This window comes from Agrococcus sp. ARC_14, from assembly GCF_022436485.1.
GTDB lineage: Bacteria > Actinomycetota > Actinomycetes > Actinomycetales > Microbacteriaceae > Agrococcus.
The window spans coordinates 1,279,478-1,298,526 of sequence record NZ_JAKUDO010000001.1 but is presented as its reverse complement, the minus strand read 5'-3'; the positions used below and the strand labels follow the sequence as shown (position 1 = coordinate 1,298,526).

General features: G+C 72.0%; 15 protein-coding genes and 1 riboswitch. Of the genes, 4 read left to right on the top strand and 11 right to left on the bottom strand.

Annotated features, from left to right (window positions below):
• Nucleotides 1-85: 85 nt before the first annotated feature.
• The 9 genes from gcvP to MKD51_RS06450 all read right to left on the bottom strand — a co-directional run bounded on the left by gcvP (nt 86) and on the right by MKD51_RS06450 (nt 10,734).
• Nucleotides 86-2,950 carry an aminomethyl-transferring glycine dehydrogenase gene (gene gcvP, locus MKD51_RS06490; protein ID WP_240239511.1) on the bottom strand — a complete coding sequence of 955 codons (2,865 nt, stop codon included), beginning with the start codon at nt 2,948-2,950 and terminating at the stop codon, nt 86-88.
• A complete protein-coding gene (gene gcvH, locus MKD51_RS06485; protein WP_240239510.1) occupies nt 2,950-3,309 on the bottom strand; it encodes a glycine cleavage system protein GcvH in 360 nt (119 codons plus the stop codon). Before gcvH ends, gcvP begins: the two co-directional genes overlap by 1 nt.
• Before the next feature lie 2 nt (nt 3,310-3,311).
• Entirely contained in the window at nt 3,312-4,424 is a 1,113-nt protein-coding gene (gene gcvT, locus MKD51_RS06480; protein WP_240239507.1) for a glycine cleavage system aminomethyltransferase GcvT, read from the bottom strand.
• 63 nt (nt 4,425-4,487) lie between these two features.
• Nucleotides 4,488-4,574: riboswitch (glycine riboswitch) on the bottom strand.
• Nucleotides 4,575-4,604: 30 nt separating this feature from the next.
• Nucleotides 4,605-4,976 carry a monovalent cation/H(+) antiporter subunit G gene (mnhG, locus tag MKD51_RS06475; RefSeq protein WP_240239506.1) on the bottom strand — a complete coding sequence of 124 codons (372 nt, stop codon included), beginning with the start codon at nt 4,974-4,976 and terminating at the stop codon, nt 4,605-4,607.
• Nucleotides 4,973-5,341, bottom strand: a complete 369-nt coding sequence (locus tag MKD51_RS06470; RefSeq protein ID WP_240239505.1) for a monovalent cation/H+ antiporter complex subunit F — start codon at nt 5,339-5,341, stop codon at nt 4,973-4,975. Before MKD51_RS06470 ends, mnhG begins: the two co-directional genes overlap by 4 nt.
• Nucleotides 5,341-5,871: a Na+/H+ antiporter subunit E gene (locus MKD51_RS06465; RefSeq protein WP_240239503.1), complete on the bottom strand. Its 531-nt coding sequence runs from the start codon at nt 5,869-5,871 to the stop codon at nt 5,341-5,343. The genes MKD51_RS06470 and MKD51_RS06465 overlap by 1 nt, the downstream gene beginning before the upstream one ends.
• The gene (locus MKD51_RS06460) at nt 5,868-7,376 is read right to left on the bottom strand and encodes a Na+/H+ antiporter subunit D (RefSeq protein ID WP_240239501.1); all 1,509 of its coding nucleotides are present in this window, start codon (nt 7,374-7,376) and stop codon (nt 5,868-5,870) included. The genes MKD51_RS06465 and MKD51_RS06460 overlap by 4 nt, the downstream gene beginning before the upstream one ends.
• The gene (locus tag MKD51_RS06455; RefSeq protein WP_240239495.1) at nt 7,376-7,891 is read right to left on the bottom strand and encodes a Na(+)/H(+) antiporter subunit C; all 516 of its coding nucleotides are present in this window, start codon (nt 7,889-7,891) and stop codon (nt 7,376-7,378) included. Before MKD51_RS06455 ends, MKD51_RS06460 begins: the two co-directional genes overlap by 1 nt.
• Nucleotides 7,888-10,734 (bottom strand): Na+/H+ antiporter subunit A, encoded by a 2,847-nt coding sequence (locus tag MKD51_RS06450; RefSeq protein ID WP_240239493.1) that lies wholly within the window; start codon nt 10,732-10,734, stop codon nt 7,888-7,890. The genes MKD51_RS06455 and MKD51_RS06450 overlap by 4 nt, the downstream gene beginning before the upstream one ends.
• A gap of 100 nt (nt 10,735-10,834) precedes the next feature.
• Between MKD51_RS06450 and MKD51_RS06445 the strand changes: the two genes are divergently transcribed.
• The 3 genes from MKD51_RS06445 (at nt 10,835) to MKD51_RS06435 (ending at nt 16,207) form a co-directional block, all read left to right on the top strand.
• Entirely contained in the window at nt 10,835-11,989 is a 1,155-nt protein-coding gene (locus tag MKD51_RS06445; protein ID WP_240239485.1) for an exonuclease SbcCD subunit D, read from the top strand.
• Between the two features lie 13 nt (nt 11,990-12,002).
• Nucleotides 12,003-14,975: an SMC family ATPase gene (locus tag MKD51_RS06440; RefSeq protein ID WP_240239483.1), complete on the top strand. Its 2,973-nt coding sequence runs from the start codon at nt 12,003-12,005 to the stop codon at nt 14,973-14,975.
• Between the two features lie 65 nt (nt 14,976-15,040).
• Nucleotides 15,041-16,207, top strand: coding sequence for an LOG family protein (locus MKD51_RS06435; protein ID WP_240239481.1), 1,167 nt, complete (start codon nt 15,041-15,043; stop codon nt 16,205-16,207).
• Between the two features lie 13 nt (nt 16,208-16,220).
• Here the strand turns inward: MKD51_RS06435 and MKD51_RS06430 are convergent, their stop codons facing one another.
• Nucleotides 16,221-16,925: a hypothetical protein gene (locus tag MKD51_RS06430; protein WP_240239472.1), complete on the bottom strand. Its 705-nt coding sequence runs from the start codon at nt 16,923-16,925 to the stop codon at nt 16,221-16,223.
• A 99-nt stretch (nt 16,926-17,024) separates the two neighbouring features.
• On the opposite strand from MKD51_RS06430, the gene MKD51_RS06425 reads away from it, so the two are divergent.
• Nucleotides 17,025-17,510: a general stress protein gene (locus MKD51_RS06425; protein ID WP_240239470.1), complete on the top strand. Its 486-nt coding sequence runs from the start codon at nt 17,025-17,027 to the stop codon at nt 17,508-17,510.
• A 59-nt stretch (nt 17,511-17,569) separates the two neighbouring features.
• On the opposite strand, the gene MKD51_RS06420 is transcribed toward MKD51_RS06425, so the two are convergent.
• Complete coding sequence (locus MKD51_RS06420; protein WP_240239468.1) at nt 17,570-19,000, bottom strand: DHA2 family efflux MFS transporter permease subunit; 1,431 nt, start codon at nt 18,998-19,000, stop codon at nt 17,570-17,572.
• Nucleotides 19,001-19,049: the final 49 nt, after the last annotated feature.

The window sequence follows — 19,049 nt, the reverse complement described above, 5'->3', positions numbered from 1 at the left end:
GCTGCGCCACGCGCTCCTCGACCTACGGAATCCACGCGAGCGGGCTGCGGCCGCGCGCTCCTCGACCGACGGGCGGGGGCAGGCATCAGGCGAAGGCCTCCACGGGCGGGCAGCTGCAGACGATGTTGCGGTCGCCGTACGCCTGGTCGATGCGCGACACCGGCGGCCAGTACTTCGCGCGCTCGACGCCGGCGACCGGGAAGACCGCCTGCTCGCGGGTGTACGGGCGACTCCACTCGCCGTGCACGATCGACCCCGCGGTGTGGGGCGCACGTCGCAGCGCGCTCTCCTCGAGCGGCACCTCGCCGCGGCCGACCGCGTCGGCCTCCGCCTTGATCGCGATCATCGCGTCGATGAAGCGGTCGATCTCGGGGAGATCCTCCGACTCGGTCGGCTCGACCATGAGCGTGCCCGCGACCGGGAACGACATCGTCGGCGCGTGGAAGCCGTAGTCGACCAGGCGCTTGGCGACGTCATCGTTCGAGACGCCGGTCGCCTCCTTGAGCGGGCGCAGGTCGAGGATGCACTCGTGTGCGACAAGGCCGCGCTCGCCGGCGGCGTGCTCACCCGTGTAGAGCACCGGGAAGTGCTCCGCCAGGCGCGCGGCGACGTAGTTGGCGGCCAGCACAGCGCTCGCCGTCGCCTTGGTGAGGCCCTCGAGCCCCATCATGCGCACGTAGGCCCACGAGATCGGCAGGATCGACGCGGAGCCCCACGGCGCTGCCGCGAGCGGATTCGTGCCGATGCGCACGCCGTCGATCTCCTGTGACTCCTCGCGCGGGTCGCGCGGCAGGAACGGCGCGAGGTGCGCCTTCGCCGCGACCGGTCCGACGCCCGGCCCGCCGCCGCCGTGCGGGATGCAGAAGGTCTTGTGCAGGTTGAGGTGCGAGACGTCGCCACCCATGTCGCCGAAGGTCGCGTGGCCGAGCAGCGCGTTGAGGTTGGCGCCGTCGATGTAGACCTGGCCGCCCGCCTCGTGCACAAGGTCGGTGACGCGCCGAATCTCGGACTCGTACACGCCGTGGGTCGAGGGGTACGTGATCATCAGGCCCGCGAGGTCGTCGGCGTGGCCGGCGATCTTCGCCTCGAGGTCTGCCAGATCGACGTCGCCGTTCTCGCTCGTGGCGACGACCACCACTCGGCAGCCCGCGAGCACCGCGCTCGCGGCGTTCGTGCCGTGGGCGGATGCGGGGATGAGCACGACGTCGCGGTGCTGCTCGCCGCGCGAGCGGTGGTAGCCGCGGATGGCCATGAGACCGGCCAGCTCGCCCTGCGCCCCGGCGTTCGGCTGCAGCGAGACGGTGTCGTAGCCGGTGATCTTCGCCAGCCAATCTGCCAGCTGATCCACGAGCGCGAGCGTGCCCTCGGCATCCTCGATCGGTCCGTAGGGGTGCAGCTGCGAGAACTCGGGCCAGGTGATGGCCTCCATCTCTGCCGCCGCATTGAGCTTCATCGTGCAGGAGCCGAGCGGGATCATGCCGCGGTCGAGCGCATAGTCGCGATCGGAGAGCCGCTTCGCGTAGCGCATGACCTGGGTCTCGGAGCGGTGCGCAGAGAAGACCTCGTGCGTCATGAACGCGCTCTGCCGCGCGAGCGACGACGGGATGGCGCGAGCCGCTGCTGGCTCGTCCTCGCCGGCGATGCCGAGCGCCTCGAGCAGGTCGGCGAGCGGCACGCCCGTGCCGACCTCCGCCCACGTCTCATCGAACGAGACGTGCAGGGTGTCGGCGTCGACGACGTGCACGAGGATGCCCGCCTCCGCCGCCTGCGACTGCAGCTGCGCCGCACGACCGGGGACGCGCATCCGCACCGTGTCGAAGAACGACTCGTGCACGAGCTCGATGCCCGCGGCGCGCGCGGCGCCGGCGAAGCGGGTCGCGACGCCGTGCACGCCCTCGGCGATCGCCGTGAGCCCGTCGGGGCCGTGGTAGACCCCGTACATCGAGGCCATCACGGCCAGCAGCACCTGCGCCGTGCAGATGTTGCTCGTGGCCTTCTCACGGCGGATGTGCTGCTCGCGCGTCTGCAGCGTCAATCGGTAGGCGGGGAAGCCGTCGGCATCGAGCGAGACGCCGACGAGGCGGCCCGGCAGCTGGCGGGTGAGACGGTCGGCGACGGCCATGAAGCCGGCGTGCGGGCCGCCGAAGCCCATCGGCACGCCGAAGCGCTGCGAGGAGCCGACGGCGATCTGCGCGCCCTGGCTGCCGGGCGCCTCGATGAGGGTGAGTGCCAGCAGGTCGGCGGCCGCGACGGGCACGCCACCCATCTCGGTCGAGGCGGCGAAGATGCCGCTCGCGTCCCACACGAGCCCGGATGCGCCGGGCAGCTGCGCGATGACGCCGAACGACTCCGGCAGATCGGCGGGAGCGGTGCCGGCCAGCGGCAGCTCGACGAGCTCGATGCCGGTCGCGTGCGCGCGGTGGCGCAGCAGCGCCTTCGACTGCGGCAGCAGATCGGTGTCGACGACGAAGACCGACGAGGCCGACTTCGACACGCGCCGGGCCAGCAGCATCGCCTCGACGACGGCGGTGCCCTCGTCGAGCATCGAGGCGTTGGCGATGTCGAGGCCGGTCAGGTCGGCGACCATCGTCTGGAAGTTGATGAGGGCCTCGAGGCGTCCCTGGCTGATCTCCGGCTGGTAGGGCGTGTAGGCCGTGTACCAGGACGGGTTCTCGAGGATGAGGCGCTTGATCGGCGGGGGCGTGACGGTGCCGTGGTAGCCGAGACCGATGGCGCTGTGGCGCACGCGGTTGCGGCCAGCGAGCTCGCGCAGCTCGGCGAGCGCGGCAGTCTCGGAGACCGCCCCGCCGATGTCGGTGCCCGCGGTGCGGATGCCCGCAGGCACCGCGGCGTCCATGAGGGACTCGAGCGAGTCGAACCCGACCGCCTCGAGCATGACCTGCTGCGCCGCCGCATCCGTGCCGATGTGGCGGTCGACGAACGGGCGCATCAGGCGGTGAGCTCGCGGTACGCGGCCTCGTCGAGCAGCTCCGGCTCCTCGGTGAAGCGGAGCTTGACGAGCCAGCCGTCGCCCTCTGCGCCCGAGTTCACGAGCGTCGGGTCGCCCGCCACCTCGTCGTTGACCTCGACGACCTCGCCTGCCGCGGGGGCGATGAGCTCGCCGACCGACTTCGTCGACTCGATCTCGCCGATCGACTCGCCCGCGGCGAAGCTGCGGCCGACGCCCGGCAGGTCGACGAACACGACGTCGCCGAGCTGCGCCTGCGCGAAGTCGGTGATGCCGACCGTCGCGACGTCGCCGTCGACGCGGATCCACTCGTGGTCCTTGGTGTACTTGGTCTCGCTCATGGTCAGGCCTCTCGCGTGTAGAACGGCAGCGGTGTGACGACGGCGGGCAGCTTCGTGCCGCGCACGTCGACGGACAGGGACTCGGACTGCGCCGAGTCGGGCTCGACGAGGGCCATCGCGATCGGATGGCCGAGGGTGGGCGAGAGCGCACCGCTCGTCACGCGGCCTGCGACGCGGTCGCCATCGAGCACCGGATAGCCAGCGCGCGGCGCGCGGCGGCCGTCGGCGGTGAGCCCGACGAGCACGGGCGCGCCCGCTGCGGGGCCGGTCTCGATGCCCGCCCGGCCGACGAAGTCGCCCTTGGTCTTGAGCGCGACGACGCGGCCGAGGCCCACCTGCGCGGGCAGCACGTCGAGCGAGAGCTCGTTGCCGTAGAGCGGCATGCCCGCCTCCAGGCGCAGCGTGTCGCGCGCTGCGAGGCCGCAGAGCGAGAGGCCGTGGCCCTCGCCCGCGATGACGATCGCGCGCCAGAGATCTTCGGCGGCGTGCGCCGCGATGTAGAGCTCGAAGCCGTCCTCGCCGGTGTAGCCGGTGCGGGCGATCAGCACGTCCTCGCCCTCGAAGACGCCCGGCAGGCTGCGGTAGTAGCCGAGGTCGTCGAGCGGATCGGACTCCAGACCGATCGCACCGACGATCGCGAGCGCGGCGGGACCCTGCACGGCGACGAGCGCGGTCTGCTCGGTCTCGTCGACGATCGTCGCGTCGAAGCCGGCAGAGCGGGCCGTCAGCGCCTCGAGCGCCGCGTGTCGGTTGGATGCGTTGGCGACCACGAGGAACTCGGTCTCACCCGTGCGGTACACGATGAGGTCATCGATGATGCCCCCGTGCTCGGCCAGCAGCAGCGAGTACTTCGCCTGCCACAGCACGATCGCCGAGAGTCTGCCTGCGAGCGCGTGATCGAGGAAGGCGGCGGCCTCCGACCCTCGCACGCGCAGCTCTGCCATGTGGCTGAGGTCGAAGAGGCCAGCGCGCTGGCGCACGGCCTCGTGCTCTGCCAGGTCGGAGGCGTAGCGCACGGGCATCTGCCAGCCGGCGAAGTCGATCAGCTGCGCGCCCGCAGCCTCGTGCACGGCGAGCAGCGGCGTGCGGGGCTCCGTCGTCTGCGGTTCGGTCATGAGTCCTCCATCGGTCTGGACTCCCCCACAGTCGCCGATCGTTCCCGATCTGCTCCAGTGTGGCCTTCCCGAGCGGTTCTAGAACCTGAGAGATTGGCGGGGAGGCTTGCTCCTTCGGTGCTCCCGAAGGAGCTCTCCCGCCCGGGCGTGCAGCGGCCGGCTGTGTGATGCACGCCGATCCTACCTGGTCTCGCCGGGCTCGTCGCTCTCCTCGTCCGGGCTCGGCGTGCGGTCGTCGACGATCACGATGTCCGAGCGGAACTGGCCGGTGCGATAGGCGGCCTTGCCCATCATCTGCGTCGCGACCGGTGCCGTCACGAGCTGCATGCCCGCGGCCAGGATGAGCATGGTGGTCGTGCCCGGATCGCGCAGCACGACGGCGAGCCCTGCGCACAGCAGCAGGAAGCCGAGCGACTGCGGCTTCGAGGCCGCGTGCATCCGGTTGAGCACGTCGGGCAGCCGCACGAGCCCGATGGCCGCGGTGAGCGTGAAGGCCGCACCGATCAGGATCAGCACCGAGCCGAGGACGTCGAGCACACCTTCGAAGGTCATCGCTGCTCCTCATGATCACCGGCGGGCTGATCACCGGCAGGCGGCTCGGCGGGCGCATCGCCCTCGGCGGGGTCGACGCGAGCGGCGGCCGGCCCGGTGCCGACGACGCCTTCGCGGCCCGCGACGAAGCGGGCCATCGAGACGGTGCCGGCGAAGGCCAGCAGCGAGAGCACGACGATGACCGCGATCGTGTAGCTGTGACGGTTGATCGCGGCCTCGACCGCGAGCGAGCCCGCGACGGTCGTGATGAGCACGTCGGTCGCGACCACGCGGTCTGCCGGCCCGGGCCCGCGCACGATGCGGACGAGCGTGAGCGCTGCCGCGACCACGAGCATGACGCCCGCGATGATGAGGATGACATCCATCAGTCCACCTCCAGGAGGGCGCGATCCTCTGCGGTGCCGAATGCCCGCAGCGCCGTCGACTCGGTCGAGCGCACCTTGGCGCGTGCCTTCTCGACCTGCTCGGGCGTGGAGGCGTCGAAGACGTGCACGAGCAGCCAGCCCTCGCCAGCGTCGATGGCGACCGAGCCGGGCACGAGCGTGACGAGCTCCGCCGTGATGGCGGTGATGAACGCGGAGTCGCTGCGCAGCGGCACCCGGATGATGGCATTCTTCGTCGGCCGCCAGAATGCCAGCACCTTCGCCGCGACCTGGAAGCTCGAGATCAGCAGGCCCCAGAGGGTCACGGCCATGAGTCGCAGGAAGCCGATCGGCCGGAACGACTCGAGCTCCGGCACCTCGGGCAGCGGGAAGAGCACCTGGATCAGCAGTGCGACGAGCACGCCCCAGATGAGGGCGCCGAGGGTGAACTCGCCCCACAGCATCACCCACACGATGGTGAGGCCGATGGTCGCGACGAGGGAGATGCGGTACCGCAGCTTCGGTCGATTCATGGCGTCGCCTCCTCGACCGCGATCTGGTAGGCGCCGCCGTGGATGTCGGTGGCAGCACGGTAGGCGAAGTCGGTCAGCGGACCGGCGATCACCGTGAGCGCGACGGTGATGCCGACGAGGACGGAGGCGGCGACCACCCAGATGCGGGGCAGCACGCGCAGCGAGTGCACGCGGTCGTCGTCCTCGCCGCGGTCCTGCCAGAAGGCGCGCTGCCACACGCGGATGACCGCGATGAGCGTCAGCAGGCTCGTCGCGACGCCTGCGATGACGGCGATGAGCGCGAGCGGGCTGTCGGTCGCGAGCGCGGCATCCATGAGCGCGACCTTGCCGAGGAAGCCGGAGAGCGGTGGGATGCCGCCCAGGTTCAGCGCCGGCAGCAGATACAGCACGGCCAGCAACGGCACGCTGGCGAGGCCGCCGAGCCTGGCAAGGCTCGTGGATCCGCCAACGCGCTCGATCAGCCCGACCACGATGAACAGCGCTGTCTGCACAAGGATGTGGTGGACGATGTAGAAGATCGCACCGCCCAGGCCCGCCTCGGTGCCGAGCGCGATGCCGAGCAGCATGTAGCCGATGTGGCTCACGAGCGTGAACGAGAGCAGTCGCTTGATCTCGCCCTGGGCGAGCGCGCCGAGGATGCCGAGCAGCATCGTCAGGATCGCCACCACCAGCAGCAGCTCGGTGAGCGGGCTGTCGGGGAAGAGCAGCGTCTGCAGCCGGACGATCGCGAAGACGCCGACCTTGGTCAGCAGCCCGGCGAAGACCGCCGTGACGCTCGCGGGGGCCGTCGGGTAGGAGTCGGGCAGCCAAGCCTGCAGCGGGAAGATGGCTGCCTTGATGCCGAACACGACGAGCAGCAGCAGCTGGATCGTCAGCTGCAGTCCGGGGTCGAGCGCCGCGAGGCGCTCCGGCAGCTGCGCGAAGCTCACGGTGCCGGTGGCGCCGTAGACGATCGAGATCGCCAGCAGGAACAGCGTCGACGACAGCACGCTCACCACCACGTAGGTGGAGCCCGCGCGCACGCGCTCCCTCGTGGCGCCGAGCATGATCAGCACGTAGGACGAGAACAACAGGATCTCGAAGCCCACGAAGAGGTTGAAGAGGTCTCCGGCGAGGAACGCGTTCGAGACGCCGGCGGTCAGCACCAGGAAGGTGGGGTGGAAGACCGAGACCGGCGCGCCGTCGGCGCTGTCGGCGACATCGCGCTTCGAGGGGAAGATCACGACGATCGCGGTGACGATGCTCGAGACCAGCACCATGAGCGACGACAGCCGGTCGGCGACGAGCACGATGCCCAGCCCTTCGGGCCACGCCCCGACCCACAGCACGATCGGACCGTTCGCATCCGCTGCGATGCACAGGATGAGCGCGAACACGGCGACGAGGCCGAGCGTCGTGCCGGAAACGATCTTCTGCCAGGCGGGGTGCCGGGCGAGGATGAGCGTGATGCCGGCGCCGAGCAGCGGCAGCAGCACGGGGATGGGGACGAGGTTCGCGAGATCCATCAGCGCGCCTCCTCATCCTCTGCGCGGCTGCCGGTCTCGCGCTCGGGGTGCGCGATGGGGCCGAAGTCGGATCGGCCGCCCGACTCCGAGTCGGACCTGCCGCCGGACTCCGTGTCGCCGGCCGCCTCCATGTCGACGAAGCCCTCGCTCGAGAGGTCTGCTTCGGCGCGACGGCGCACGATGGCATCCTCGACGTCGTCGGCGACCTCGTCGTGACCCTCGAGCTGGAAGGAGCGGTAGGACATCGCGAGCAGGAACGCGGCGGTGGCGAGCGAGATCACGATGGCCGTGAGCACCATCGCCTGCGGCAGCGGATCGGCGATCGCCTCTGGGTCCTCGCCCACGATCGGCGCGACGCCCGCGGGGCCTGAGGAGACCAGGAAGAGCAGGTTGACGCCGTTGCCCGCGAGCATGACTCCGGCGAGGATGCGCATGAGGCTGCGCTCGAGCAGCAGGTAGACGCCCGCGGCGATGAGCACGCCGCCGGCGATGGCGAGGATGAGCGTGGGGGTCATCGGCGCATCCCCTCGGCAGGCAGCGAGCGGTCGGAGCGCCACTGCGGGCGGGGCGCGAGGTTCTGCTCGCTGTGGAGATCGACGCCCGCGCCGAGCGAGCGCACGAAGTCGAGCATCGCGCCGATCACGACGAGCCAGACACCGATGTCGAAGAACACGGTCGTCACGAGGCTCTGCTCGCCGAGCACCGGCAGGGTCGCAGAGACCGCGTAGGACTCGCCGATGCGGCCGCCGATCAGCACCGGCCAGATCATGCTGAGCACCACGACCGCCATGCCGCCGCCGAGCAGCTTGCCCGCGTCGAACGGCACCGCCTCGAGCAGCTCGTCGCGACCGCCGGCAAGGTAGCGCACGGCGAGCGCGATGCCCGCGACCAGGCCTCCTGCGAAGCCGCCGCCCGGCTCGTAGTGGCCGACCGCCAGCAGGTAGATCGAGAGCATCATCATGATCGGGAACAGCAGCCGCGTCATCATCTCGAGCACGGGCGAGGCCATCTGCTCATCGGTGAAGGCGCCGCGCAGCCAGGTGCGGCGCCCGGTCGAGGAGTCGGTCGGGCGCAGCACGCCGGTGCCCGCGACGGGCCGGCGCACGAAGATGAGGCTCGCGACGCCGGTGGCGGCCGCCAGCAGCACCGAGACCTCGCCGAGCGTGTCCCAGGCGCGGATGTCGACGAGCGTGACGTTGACGATGTTCTCGCCGTGGCCGAACTCGTAGGCCCAGCGGTAGAAGCCATCGGAGATCGGTTCTGCGGTGCGTGCCTGCAGCGCAGCGAGTGACGCGAGCGCCGCGAACGTGCCGACCGCGATGCCGAGGGCCGCGCGCAGGAAGCGCGCCGCGCGCAGCGGTCGGTTGGTGAAGTACTTCGGCAGCCGGCGCAGCACGAGCACGAGGATGACGAGGAAGACCGTCTCGGCGAGCGCCTGCGTGAGCGCGAGGTCCGGCGCGCCGTGCAGCAGGAACAGCAGCGCGACGCCGTAGCCGGCGACCGAGAGCAGCATGAACGCCTTGAGCCGCCCGCGCGTGGTGGTCGTGGTGACGGCGGCGATGCTGACGATGATCGCGGTGGCGATCTGGCCGGCGGAGTCGTAGAGGCGCAGGTCGCTCGTGAGCGCACCGGAGATCAGCAGCGCGACGCCGGGGAAGGCGACGACCACGAGCAGGATCGTCGTCAGGTGCATCGGGAGCGAACCGGTCTGGATGCGGCTGGTCACCTCGACGGCGAGACGGTCCAGGCCGCGCATGCCGGCGTGATAGGCCCGCTCGAGCGGGTCCTGGCCGTGCGGCACGCGACGGCGACGACCGAAGGCTCGGAAGGCGAGCGCGCCGACCACCCACGCCGCCATCGACGAGATCAGGGCCGGTGTGAAGCCGTGCCAGAGCGCGAGGTGCGGGGCGTCCTCGCCCGCAGGCACCGCATCGACCTGCGGCTCCAGCAGGTGCGAGATGAGGTCGCCCCCGAAGCCGCCGACCAGGCCGATCAGCGCGAGCGCCACCGGAGCGATGACCAGCATCGGCGACTTGCGCTTCGGCTCGGTGTGCAGGGAACCGAAGAAGGTGCCGACCACCAGTCGCAGCGAGTAGGCGACCGTGAGCGCAGCCCCCACCGCGATGCCGATGAACGCGACCCAGCCGATCGCCATCAGGCCGCCCTCAGCATCGCCGAGCGCGGCATCCAGCGCCGCCTCCTTGCCGAGGAAGCCGAGCGCAGGCGGGATCCCTGCCATCGACGCGGCCGCGAGGATCGCCGCCCCCGCCGCCATCGGCATCCGTCGTGCCAGGCCGCCGAGCTCGCGCAGATCGCGCGTGCCAGTGGCCTTGTCGACGACGCCGACGACCATGAACAGCGCCGCCTTGAAGACCGCGTGCGCCGCCAGCAGCGTCAGGCCGGCCTGCATCGAGGCGTGGGTGCCGATGCCGAGCACCGTCACGAGCAGGCCGAGCTGGCTGACCGTGCCGTGTGCGAGCAGCACCTTGATGTCGAGCTGCCGCATGGCGCGCACGGCGCCGAGCAGCATGGTGACGATGCCGAGGCTGACGAGCCCCCAGCGCCACCAGGGCAGCTCGACGAAGGCGGGGCTGAGGGCTGCGATGAGGAAGATGCCGGCCTTGACCATCGCCGCCGCGTGCAGGAAGGCGGAGACAGGCGTCGGCGCCGCCATCGCGCCCGGCAGCCAGTACTGGAACGGCACGATGGCCGACTTCGACAGCGCACCGACGACCATGAGCGCAGCCGCCCAGGCCGCGGCGACCGTCTGCGGCGGATCGGCGAGCGTGGCCGCGAGCGAGAACGAGCCGCTCTCCGCGCGCAGCATCAGGATGCCGATGAGCATCGTGAGCCCGCCGATGGTGGTGACGATGAGCGCTGTCTGCGCCGCCCGCCGGTTGCTCGCCGAGCGGTGGTTCAGCCCGACGAGCAGGTAGCTGAAGATCGTCGTGAGCTCCCACCCGACCATCAGCACGATGAGGTCGTCGGAGAGCACCAGCAACAGCATCGAGGCGGCGAACCCGGTCAGCAGGCCGACGGTGCGGTTGGCGAGGCGCTTCGACTCGAAGTACCACGCGCAGTAGACGAAGATGCAGCCGCCCACGCCGAGCACGACCATGGCCAGCAGCCACTGGAGGGAGCCGAGCCGGAGGTCGACCGCGATGCCGAGCGCCGGCATCCACTCGACGCGCTCCTGCAGGATCCCGCCGTCTGCGATCAGCGGCGCCTGCATGCCGAACCAGACGGCGGCGGCCAGGCTCGCGGCCGCCGGCAGCAGGAACACGAAGCGGCCCATCCGGCTGCTGAGCGCGCTGGCGACAACGCCGAGTACGGCGAGTGTCGTCACAGTGAGCAGCACGTGGTGCAGTCCCTCTCGAGCGCGCGGGCAGGGGCTTTGTCCATACTATCTGCGCGCGGGGCTGCGCCGATCCGTCGGCGGTCGCCCGTAGCGTGGTGGCATGCGGCTGCTGCACACCTCCGACTGGCACGTCGGGCGCACGTTCCACGGGGCTGACACCGTGGATGCGCTGCTGGGCGTGCTCCGCGAGCTCGCCGCGATCGTTCGCCGTCAGCGCATCGACGTGGTGCTGGTCGCCGGCGACATCTACGACTCGGCGATGCCCGCGGGGCGGCACGTCGACGCGCTCACGCTGGCCCTCGCCGAGATCCGCGCCGCAGGAGCCGCGATCGTGCTCTCGAGCGGCAACCACGACTCGGCGGCGAGGCTGGGGGCCAACGCAGGCTTCGCGCGCGCAGGCGGGCTCCACCTGAGCACCAAGGCGCTCGAGCCGGAGTCGTGGCGCATCGAGCTCGCCGACGAGCACGGGCCGGTGCAGGTCTACGCGCTCCCCTACCTCGAGCCGGTGGCGTTGCGGGCCGCGCTGCCCGAGGCCGGCATCGCGAACCAGGCAGACGCCGTCCGATGGGCGATGGATGCGGTGCGTGCGTCACGGCTCGAGCACACGGGGCGCGCGGTCGTGCTCGCGCACTGCTTCGCGGCGGGCGTCGCCGAGCCCGAGGACGATGCCCCTCGCGACATCACCGCCGGCGGCCTCGACGTGGTGCCGCTCACCCATCTCGACGGCGTTGACTACGTCGCGCTCGGCCACATCCACTCACGGCAGGAGCTCTCGCCCTCGGTGCGCTATTCGGGCGCCCCGCTGCACTACTCCTTCCGGGAGCGCTCGCCGCTGCGCGGCGGGTGGCTCGTCGACCTCGACGCGGATGGGCTGGCGGAGGTCGCGTGGGTCGAGCTGCCGGTGCCGCGGTCGCTGACGACGATCGAGGGCGAGCTCGACGCGCTGCTGTCCGACCCCGAGCACGACGGCACCGAGCAGGACTGGCTGCGCGTGCGGCTCACCGACCGGCTGCGGCCCGTGGATGCGATGCGGCGGCTCAAGGAGCGCTGGCCGCACGCGGCAGAGGTGCAGTGGATCGGTGGAGAGGACGCACCGACGCTCGACCTGCACGCTCGGCTCGCCAGGCGGAGCGAGGCGGAGGTCGTCGGAGACTTCCTCGTGCACGTTCGCGCCGGCGTCGGCGCGAACGAGGCGGAGGCAGCGCTCGTGCGCGACGCCGTCGCGCGTGCAGCGGCTGTCGAGGCCGGCCTGTGATGCGGGCAGCGCTGTGAAGCTGCTGCGGCTCGAGCTCGCGGCATTCGGGCCGTTCCGGGAGCGCTTCGAGATCGATTTCGCGTCGTTCGACGCCGACGGCCTCTACCTCATCGCGGGTCCGACCGGGGCGGGCAAGTCGACGATCCTGGACGCCGTCGCCTACGCGCTCTACGGCAGCGCCCCGCGCTATGCCGGCGCGCCGCACGTGCGCAGCGATCTCGCCGGGCCGAGCGACCGCACCTGGGTCGAGCTCGAGCTGGCGGTCGGCGAGCGCGTGCTGCGGGTGCGACGCACGCCGGAGTACGAGCGGCCGAAGCTGCGCGGCAGCGGGCTCACCAAGGAGCGTGCCACCGCGACGCTCTGGGAGCGCCAGGGCGACGGATGGCAGATCCTGGCGACCAGCGTCGACGATGCGAGCACGGAGATCGGCAGCATCCTGGGTCTCCGCAAGGACGAGTTCCTGCAGGTGATCCTGCTCGCGCAGGGCGGATTCGCCGAGTTCCTCCAGGCCGACAGCAAGGTGCGGAAGACGCTGCTCGAGCGGCTCTTCGGCACCGGCAGCATGCGGCGGCTGCGGGAGCTGCTGCTCTCGGATGCGCGTGCCGTCGATGCAGCCCGTGACGAGCAGGAACGAGTGCGCGACGACCGGGCCGCGCGCGTGCGCGACGCCGCGGCGTCGCTGCTCGAGGCGGAGGACGCGGCGCTGGCGGACGCGGACGACGGAGCGATGGCGCTGTCGGCGCTCGAGAGTGCCATCACCTCGCATGTCGAGCTGTCGGCGGCTCGGGCGGTGGCCGCTGCGGCCGCTGAGCGGGACGCGCGGCAGGCGCGCGACGCCGCGAGGGCGGTCGCCGAGCGCATCGCCCGGCGCGACGGCGCCGTGGCAGCGCTCGCTCGGCTCGACGAGGACGCGGCAGCGATCGCTGAGGACCGTGCGCGTCTCGCGGACGCCGATCGTGCCGGCGAGGCAGCCGGAGCGCTCGAGCGCTGGGCGCGTGCCGACGCCGAGGCCGACCGGGCGGCGAGCGCGCTCGAGGAGGCGACTGCGGGGCTCCCGGAGGGCGTGGAGGCATCGCGCACGGCCGTCGAGGTCGAGCACGACGTCGCCGCCGACGCTGCTGCGCTCGCGTCCGAGACCAGCAGGCTCGAGACATCGCTCCCAGCGCTCGAGCGCGTCGCGACCTCGGCGGAGGCCGCCGCGGCCGATGCGACTGCGGCGGTCGCTGCCGCGAAGCGGCTCCGCGCTGCCGCCCCCGCTGCGCGCCAGTCGATCGTCGACGCCCTCGAGGCGGCGAGCGCCCTCGCGGCAGGCGCCGATGCTGCCTCCGAGCGGCTCGCCGCGGCAACCGGGCGGCTGGATGCCCGCGACGCGGCCGACAGGCTCGCCGAGCCGATCCGCGCCGCCAAGGCAGCTGCCGTGCGCAGCGCGGCCGACCAGCATGACGCGGCCGACGAGCTGCACCGGCTGCAGACCGCACGGATCGACGGCATGGCGGGCGAGCTGGCGGGCGCACTCGCAGAGGGCACGCCGTGCCCGGTCTGCGGCGCTGTCGAGCACCCCGCCCCGCACGCGCCCGCGCCCGACGCCGTCACTGCCGACGACGTCGCGGCGGCGCTGGAGCGCAGCGGGCTCGCGCTGACCGCGGCCGCTGCCGCGCACGAGGCGCTCGCCGAGCTCGAGCAGCAGCTCGCCAGGGAGCAGGGCCGCGCGGGCGATGCCGATCGAGGCGCGCTGCACGACGAGCTCGAGCTCGCGACGGCGGCGCTGCGCGCCGCAGAGGAGGCCGCCGCCGCCCGCGACGCCACCACCGAGCAGCTCGCCGAGCACGAGGCGGAGGCCCAGCGGCTCGACGCTCGACTCGCCGAGCTCGAGCGCAGCGCCGAGGCGCACAGCGTCGCGGCCGCCACGGCCAGCGCACGCCGCGATCAGGCGCGTGAGCGGCTCGCCCACGGACTCGGCGGCCACCCCGACGCCGCCGCGCTGCTCGCGGCCACCATGAGCGTGCGCGACGCGCTGCGCAGCTGGCTCGATGCGGATGCGGAGGCCGCGAAGGCGCTCGCAGAGCAGACGGCCGCAGCCGTCGCGGGCGCAGCGGCGCTGGCGGAGCACGCGCTGCCCGACCGAGCGGCGACGGCGGCCATGCGGCTCGAGCGCTCCCTTCGCACGGCGATGCGCGAGCGCATCTCGCAGCACGACGACGCGGTCGCGCGGGCGCGCGGCGTGCTGGCGCAACCAGATCTTGCCGACCTGGGCGATGCTCCGGATCTCGAGCCACTCGAAGAGGCGCTGCGCGAGGCCACGAGTGCTTCCGCCGAGGCGGCACGCACGGCAGCGGCGGGCGAGACGACCCGCCGACTCGCCGTTGGCGACCTCGCCGCCGCGAGGGAGGCCATCCGCTCGCTCTCCGAGGGCGCCGAGCACGCCGAGACGGTGCGCGCGCTCGCGCGGGCGCTCGACGGCAAGAACGAGCGCGCGCAGGACATCGAGACCTACGTGCTCGCGACTCGGCTCGCGACGATCATCGACGCGGCGAACGCGCGACTCTCGGCGATGACCCACGGACGGTTCACGCTGGTGCACGACGAGGAGCGAGCCTCCCACGGCCGGGCGAGCGGACTCGGCATCGCCGTCGTCGACGCGCACACCGGGCTCGCGCGCACGACCCGGTCGCTCTCGGGTGGCGAGACCTTCCTTGCATCGCTCGCGCTCGCGCTCGGCCTGGCGGATGTCGTGCAGGCCGAGTCGGGCGGCGTCTCGCTCGAGACGCTGTTCGTCGACGAGGGCTTCGGCTCGCTCGACCAGGACACGCTCGAGGCGGCGATGTCGACCCTCGACGAGCTGCGCGTCGGCGGCCGCAGCGTGGGCATCATCAGCCACGTGCAGCAGATGCAGGAGCGCATACCCTCGCGCATCCGGGTCGTGCCGGTGCCGGGCGGCGGCAGTCGCATCGAGGTGCACGCGACGAGCGGGGCCAGCGGCTCCTAGGTCGCGGTTGTCGATCACCACAGCGTCGGCGGTCGGCGCGGTCTCCGCTGGGTAGGCTCCCCCGCATGCGCGACTTCGATCAGCGACCGCAGCACGGCCGACGGCTCGACATCTCGACGCTCGCGGCGTTCGACCGCTTCGCCAGCAGGGCGACGAGCATGGCCGGTTGGCGGATCCAGGATCTCGACCTGCGTGAGCGCGGCGACGCGCTGGCGAAGCTGCACGGCGAGGGTGCGCTCGTCATGGGCTCCGACCTGCCCGCCGAGGCGAAGGAACGGCTCGTGCGCGATGGCGCGCTGATCTTCGACGACGTGCCCGACACGCCCTTCAACGCCTACCGGTCCTCCCTCTACACGCCCGACGACCTCGTCGCCGGGATCGAGAGCGGCTACCCGACGACCTTCGACGCGCGCGTCTACGCCTGGTCGCGCACCCGCCACCACGACGTCGCCGACACCCTCGCCGCGGCGCTCCACGACCACTCCATCGACGATGCGCTCGCCGAGTGGGTGCAGGGCAAGCAGATCGTCGGGATCATGGGCGGCCACGCGCTGCGCCGCGACTCGGACGAGTACCGGCAGGCTGCGCACCTCGCGCACGGCCTTGCCCGAGCGGGCAGGATCGTCGCGACGGGCGGCGGGCCCGGGGCGATGGAGGCGGGCAACCTAGGTGCCCGCGCGGTCGCGCTCTCCCCAGAGCAGCTCGACACGGCCATCGACGAGCTCGCCGCCGTGCCGTCGTTCCATGGCTCCATCCCGCACTGGATCGAGTCGGCGCGCGCCGTCGCCACGCGCGTCGGCGACGGCGTCTCGCTCGGCATCCCCACCTGGCACTACGGGCACGAGCCGCCCAACTCGTTCGCGACCTCGATCGCGAAGTACTTCCAGAACTCCGTGCGCGAGGACATCCTGCTGCGGGTCGCGAACGCGGGCATCGTCGTGCTGCCCGGCGGCGGCGGCACCGTGCAGGAGGTCTTCCAGGATGCCTGCGAGAACTCCTACGCAGATGAGGGCGCGTGGGCGCCGCTCGTGCTGCTCGGCGAGCGCTTCTGGAGCGAGACGATGCCTGCCTGGCCGCTGCTGCAGGCGGTCATGCGGGGCAAGCCGGGCGAGGCGGGCATCGCGCTGGTCGACACGGTGGCGGATGCGGTGGCGAAGATCGCGGCGTTCGAACCGGACGAGCGCGGCGGGGCGGGCGGCCTGCATGCGGCCGCGCCGGAGGATCGGCGCTAGGTCTCGTGACGTCCTACGGGCTCAACTCCCCCGCGATGCGGCGCTCGATGTCATGCGTCGTCGCGTCCGGCAGCGCGATCAGGCCGTCGAGCTCCTTGCGCGCTTGCTTGTATGCGCTCTGCCGCTCCGCGGGCGTCGAGGCCTCGCTCTCGGCGAGCGCCATCAGCCGCTGCGCCGTCTGCAGCCTGCCGCGCTCCGCGTCGCTGAACGCCGACTGCGCCCGCCGCTTCGCCTCGCGCACCGCCGCCTCGAACGCGACCTCGTAGTCGCGCACGGCCTCGCGATAGCGCTCCAGCGACCCCGCCGCCCGCAGCGCTTCCGGCGCCTCGGGCCGGAGCCCATCCGCCACTCGCTTCGCGCGGTGGAAGGTCTGCGTGAGCGGCTCCCGCATGTCGGTCATGAGCGGGTAGTCGATGAGCTTCGAGACATCGAGCTCGAAGTCGAGCCACCGGCGGTCGACCTCGTCGTGATCGGCGAGGATGCGCTCGATCTGCCGGTCGCGATCAGCCTGCTCCGCCTGCTGATCGGCCCGCGGCTGCTGGGCGGGAGCGCCCTCGACCGACCCCACCGGAGCACGCCGAACGCGCTCGAGCTCGATGCGGTCACGCCGCCGACGCTCGTTGTACTTGGCGACGCCGCCGACCCATCCGCCCACCACCGGGCCGATGATGAAGATGAGCCACCAGTAGCTGCCGGCGAACTGCAGGATCTCTTCCACGCCAGCAATCTATCGGCCGGCCTTGATGTGCCCCTGGCCGAGGCACAGCCCGCAGTGCCAGGATCGAGCCGACGCCCGCGTGGGCGAAGAGGAGCCGCCATGACCGACATCCAGAACCCCGAGCAGGCCCGCACGCAGCCGACGCCCCCGTCGACCACGATCGCGGAGTTCGACACCTACGAGCAGGCGCAGGCGCTCGTCGACAGGCTGAGCGACGCGAAGTTCCCCGTGCAGCACGTGCGGATCGTCGGCACCGGGCTGACGACCGTCGAGCAGGTGCTGGGCCGCATGACCTACGGCCGCGCCGCGCTCACCGGCGCGCTCGGCGGCGCCTGGTTCGGGCTGTTCGTCGGCCTGCTGTTCGGCCTCGTCATCGCCAACTCGTGGGTGTGGGTCATCTGGGCGCTCCTGATGGGCGCCGCGTTCGGCATGATCGCAGCAGTCGTGCAGCACGCCCTGACGGGCGGCAAGCGCGACTTCACGAGCATCCAGGCGCTGCGCGCCGAGCGCTACGGCGTGCAGGTCACAGAGGAGCACGCCGCCGAGGCCGTGCGCGTCATGGGGCAGCCGACGCCGACCGCGTGACGCACGCAGACGGGGCCGGGTGCGACACATCGCCCGGCCCCGTCTGCTGTCGGCAGCGCTCAGCGCACCTCGTCGGCGAGCGCCGACTCGTCGTGCTCGCGCTCATCCGGCACGTCGTCCGCGGGCTTCCGCAGCCAGAAGGTCGCGGCGACGCCCAGCACCCACAGCGCCGCAGCGCCCATGAACGCGATGCGCGCGCCCTCCAGCAGCGCCTCGCCGTTGGCCACGCCCTCGGCGACCAGCTGCGTCTGTCGCGTCGCCATGATCGTCACGAACGCCGCGGTGCCGGCGGCGCCAGCGACCTGCTGCACGGTGCTGATGGTCGCGGAGCCGTGGCCGTAGAGGTGCTTCGGCAGCGCCCCGAGCGACACGGTGAACAGCGGCGGGAAGGTGAAGGCGAAGCCGAGCATCAGCACCATCTGCATGATCAGCACCATCCACCAGGGCGTCGAGATGTGCAGCGTCGTGTAGAGCAGCAGCGCGGTGAGCACGACCAGCGCGCCGGGGATCACCAGCGGTCGAGGCCCGAAGCGGTCGTAGAGATTGCCGACCACCGGCCCCAGCAGGCCGGTCATGAGCGCGCCCGGCAGGGTGATGAGGCCGACGTGCAGAGGCTCGAGCCCCATCGAGTCCTGCAGCACGAGCGGCAGCATGATGAGCGTGCCGAACATCGCGGCCATCGCGATCGTCATGACGACGACGGATGCGGTGAACAGCGGGTGGCGGAAGGTGCGCAGGTCGAGCAGCGCGTCGTCGGTGCGCTGCAGTCGCAGCTGGCGCAGCACGAACGCGACCAGGCTGACGACGCCGACGCCGAGCGCGACCGGCAGCTGCCACGCCGGCAGCCCCTCAGCCCCGATCAGCGAGAGCCCGTAGACCAGGCCGCCGAAGCCGAGCGCGGCGAGCGGGATCGAGACGCCGTCCAGCCGCGGCCGCTGCGGCTGCGGGCTGCCGCCCAGGTTCCTCGCGCCGAGGAACAGGAACAGCAGCGCGAGCGGTGCGATGCCGAGGAAGATCCAGCGCCACGAGGCGAACTGCAGGATGACGCCGGAGACCGTCGGTCCGAGCGCGGGTGCTGCCGACATCACCATCGAGATGGTGCCCATGAAGGCGCCGCGGCGCGCGGGCGGAACGAGCTCCATCACCGTCGTCATGAGCAGCGGGAACACGAGCGCCGTGCCGGAGGCCTGCACGATGCGGCCGAGCAGCAGCAGCGGGAACGAGGGCGCGATGCCGGCGATCACGCTGCCGAGGATGAACGCCGCCATCGCGGCGACGTAGAGGGTGCGCTTGCTGAAGCGCGCCATGAGCCAGCCGCTCGTCGGGATGACGACGGCCATGGTCAGCATGAACGCGGTCGTCAGCCACTGCGCGGCGCGCTCGTCGATGGCGAGCACGGGATCCTGGATGAGGGTCGAGATGGCGACGTTCATCGCCGTCTCGTTGAGGATGACGACGAATGCCGACACCAGCAGGGTTGCGATGGTCACTGCGCCGCCCGGGGGGAGGCGCTGAGGCTCGGGCTTGGTCTGCGGCATG

Excerpts from the sequence above, each read along its gene's own strand:
- MKD51_RS06425 (WP_240239470.1), top strand. The coding sequence starts at position 17,025 with ATGACCGACATCCAGAACCCCGAGCAGGCCCGCACGCAGCCGACGCCC.
- MKD51_RS06445 (WP_240239485.1), top strand. The coding sequence starts at position 10,835 with ATGCGGCTGCTGCACACCTCCGACTGGCACGTCGGGCGCACGTTCCAC.
- MKD51_RS06460 (WP_240239501.1), bottom strand. The coding sequence starts at position 7,376 with ATGGATCTCGCGAACCTCGTCCCCATCCCCGTGCTGCTGCCGCTGCTC.
- MKD51_RS06455 (WP_240239495.1), bottom strand. The coding sequence starts at position 7,891 with ATGACCCCCACGCTCATCCTCGCCATCGCCGGCGGCGTGCTCATCGCC.
- gcvP (WP_240239511.1), bottom strand. The coding sequence starts at position 2,950 with ATGCGCCCGTTCGTCGACCGCCACATCGGCACGGATGCGGCGGCGCAG.
- MKD51_RS06435 (WP_240239481.1), top strand. The coding sequence starts at position 15,041 with ATGCGCGACTTCGATCAGCGACCGCAGCACGGCCGACGGCTCGACATC.
- gcvT (WP_240239507.1), bottom strand. The coding sequence starts at position 4,424 with ATGACCGAACCGCAGACGACGGAGCCCCGCACGCCGCTGCTCGCCGTG.
- gcvH (WP_240239510.1), bottom strand. The coding sequence starts at position 3,309 with ATGAGCGAGACCAAGTACACCAAGGACCACGAGTGGATCCGCGTCGAC.
- mnhG (WP_240239506.1), bottom strand. The coding sequence starts at position 4,976 with ATGACCTTCGAAGGTGTGCTCGACGTCCTCGGCTCGGTGCTGATCCTG.
- MKD51_RS06470 (WP_240239505.1), bottom strand. The coding sequence starts at position 5,341 with ATGGATGTCATCCTCATCATCGCGGGCGTCATGCTCGTGGTCGCGGCA.
- MKD51_RS06465 (WP_240239503.1), bottom strand. The coding sequence starts at position 5,871 with ATGAATCGACCGAAGCTGCGGTACCGCATCTCCCTCGTCGCGACCATC.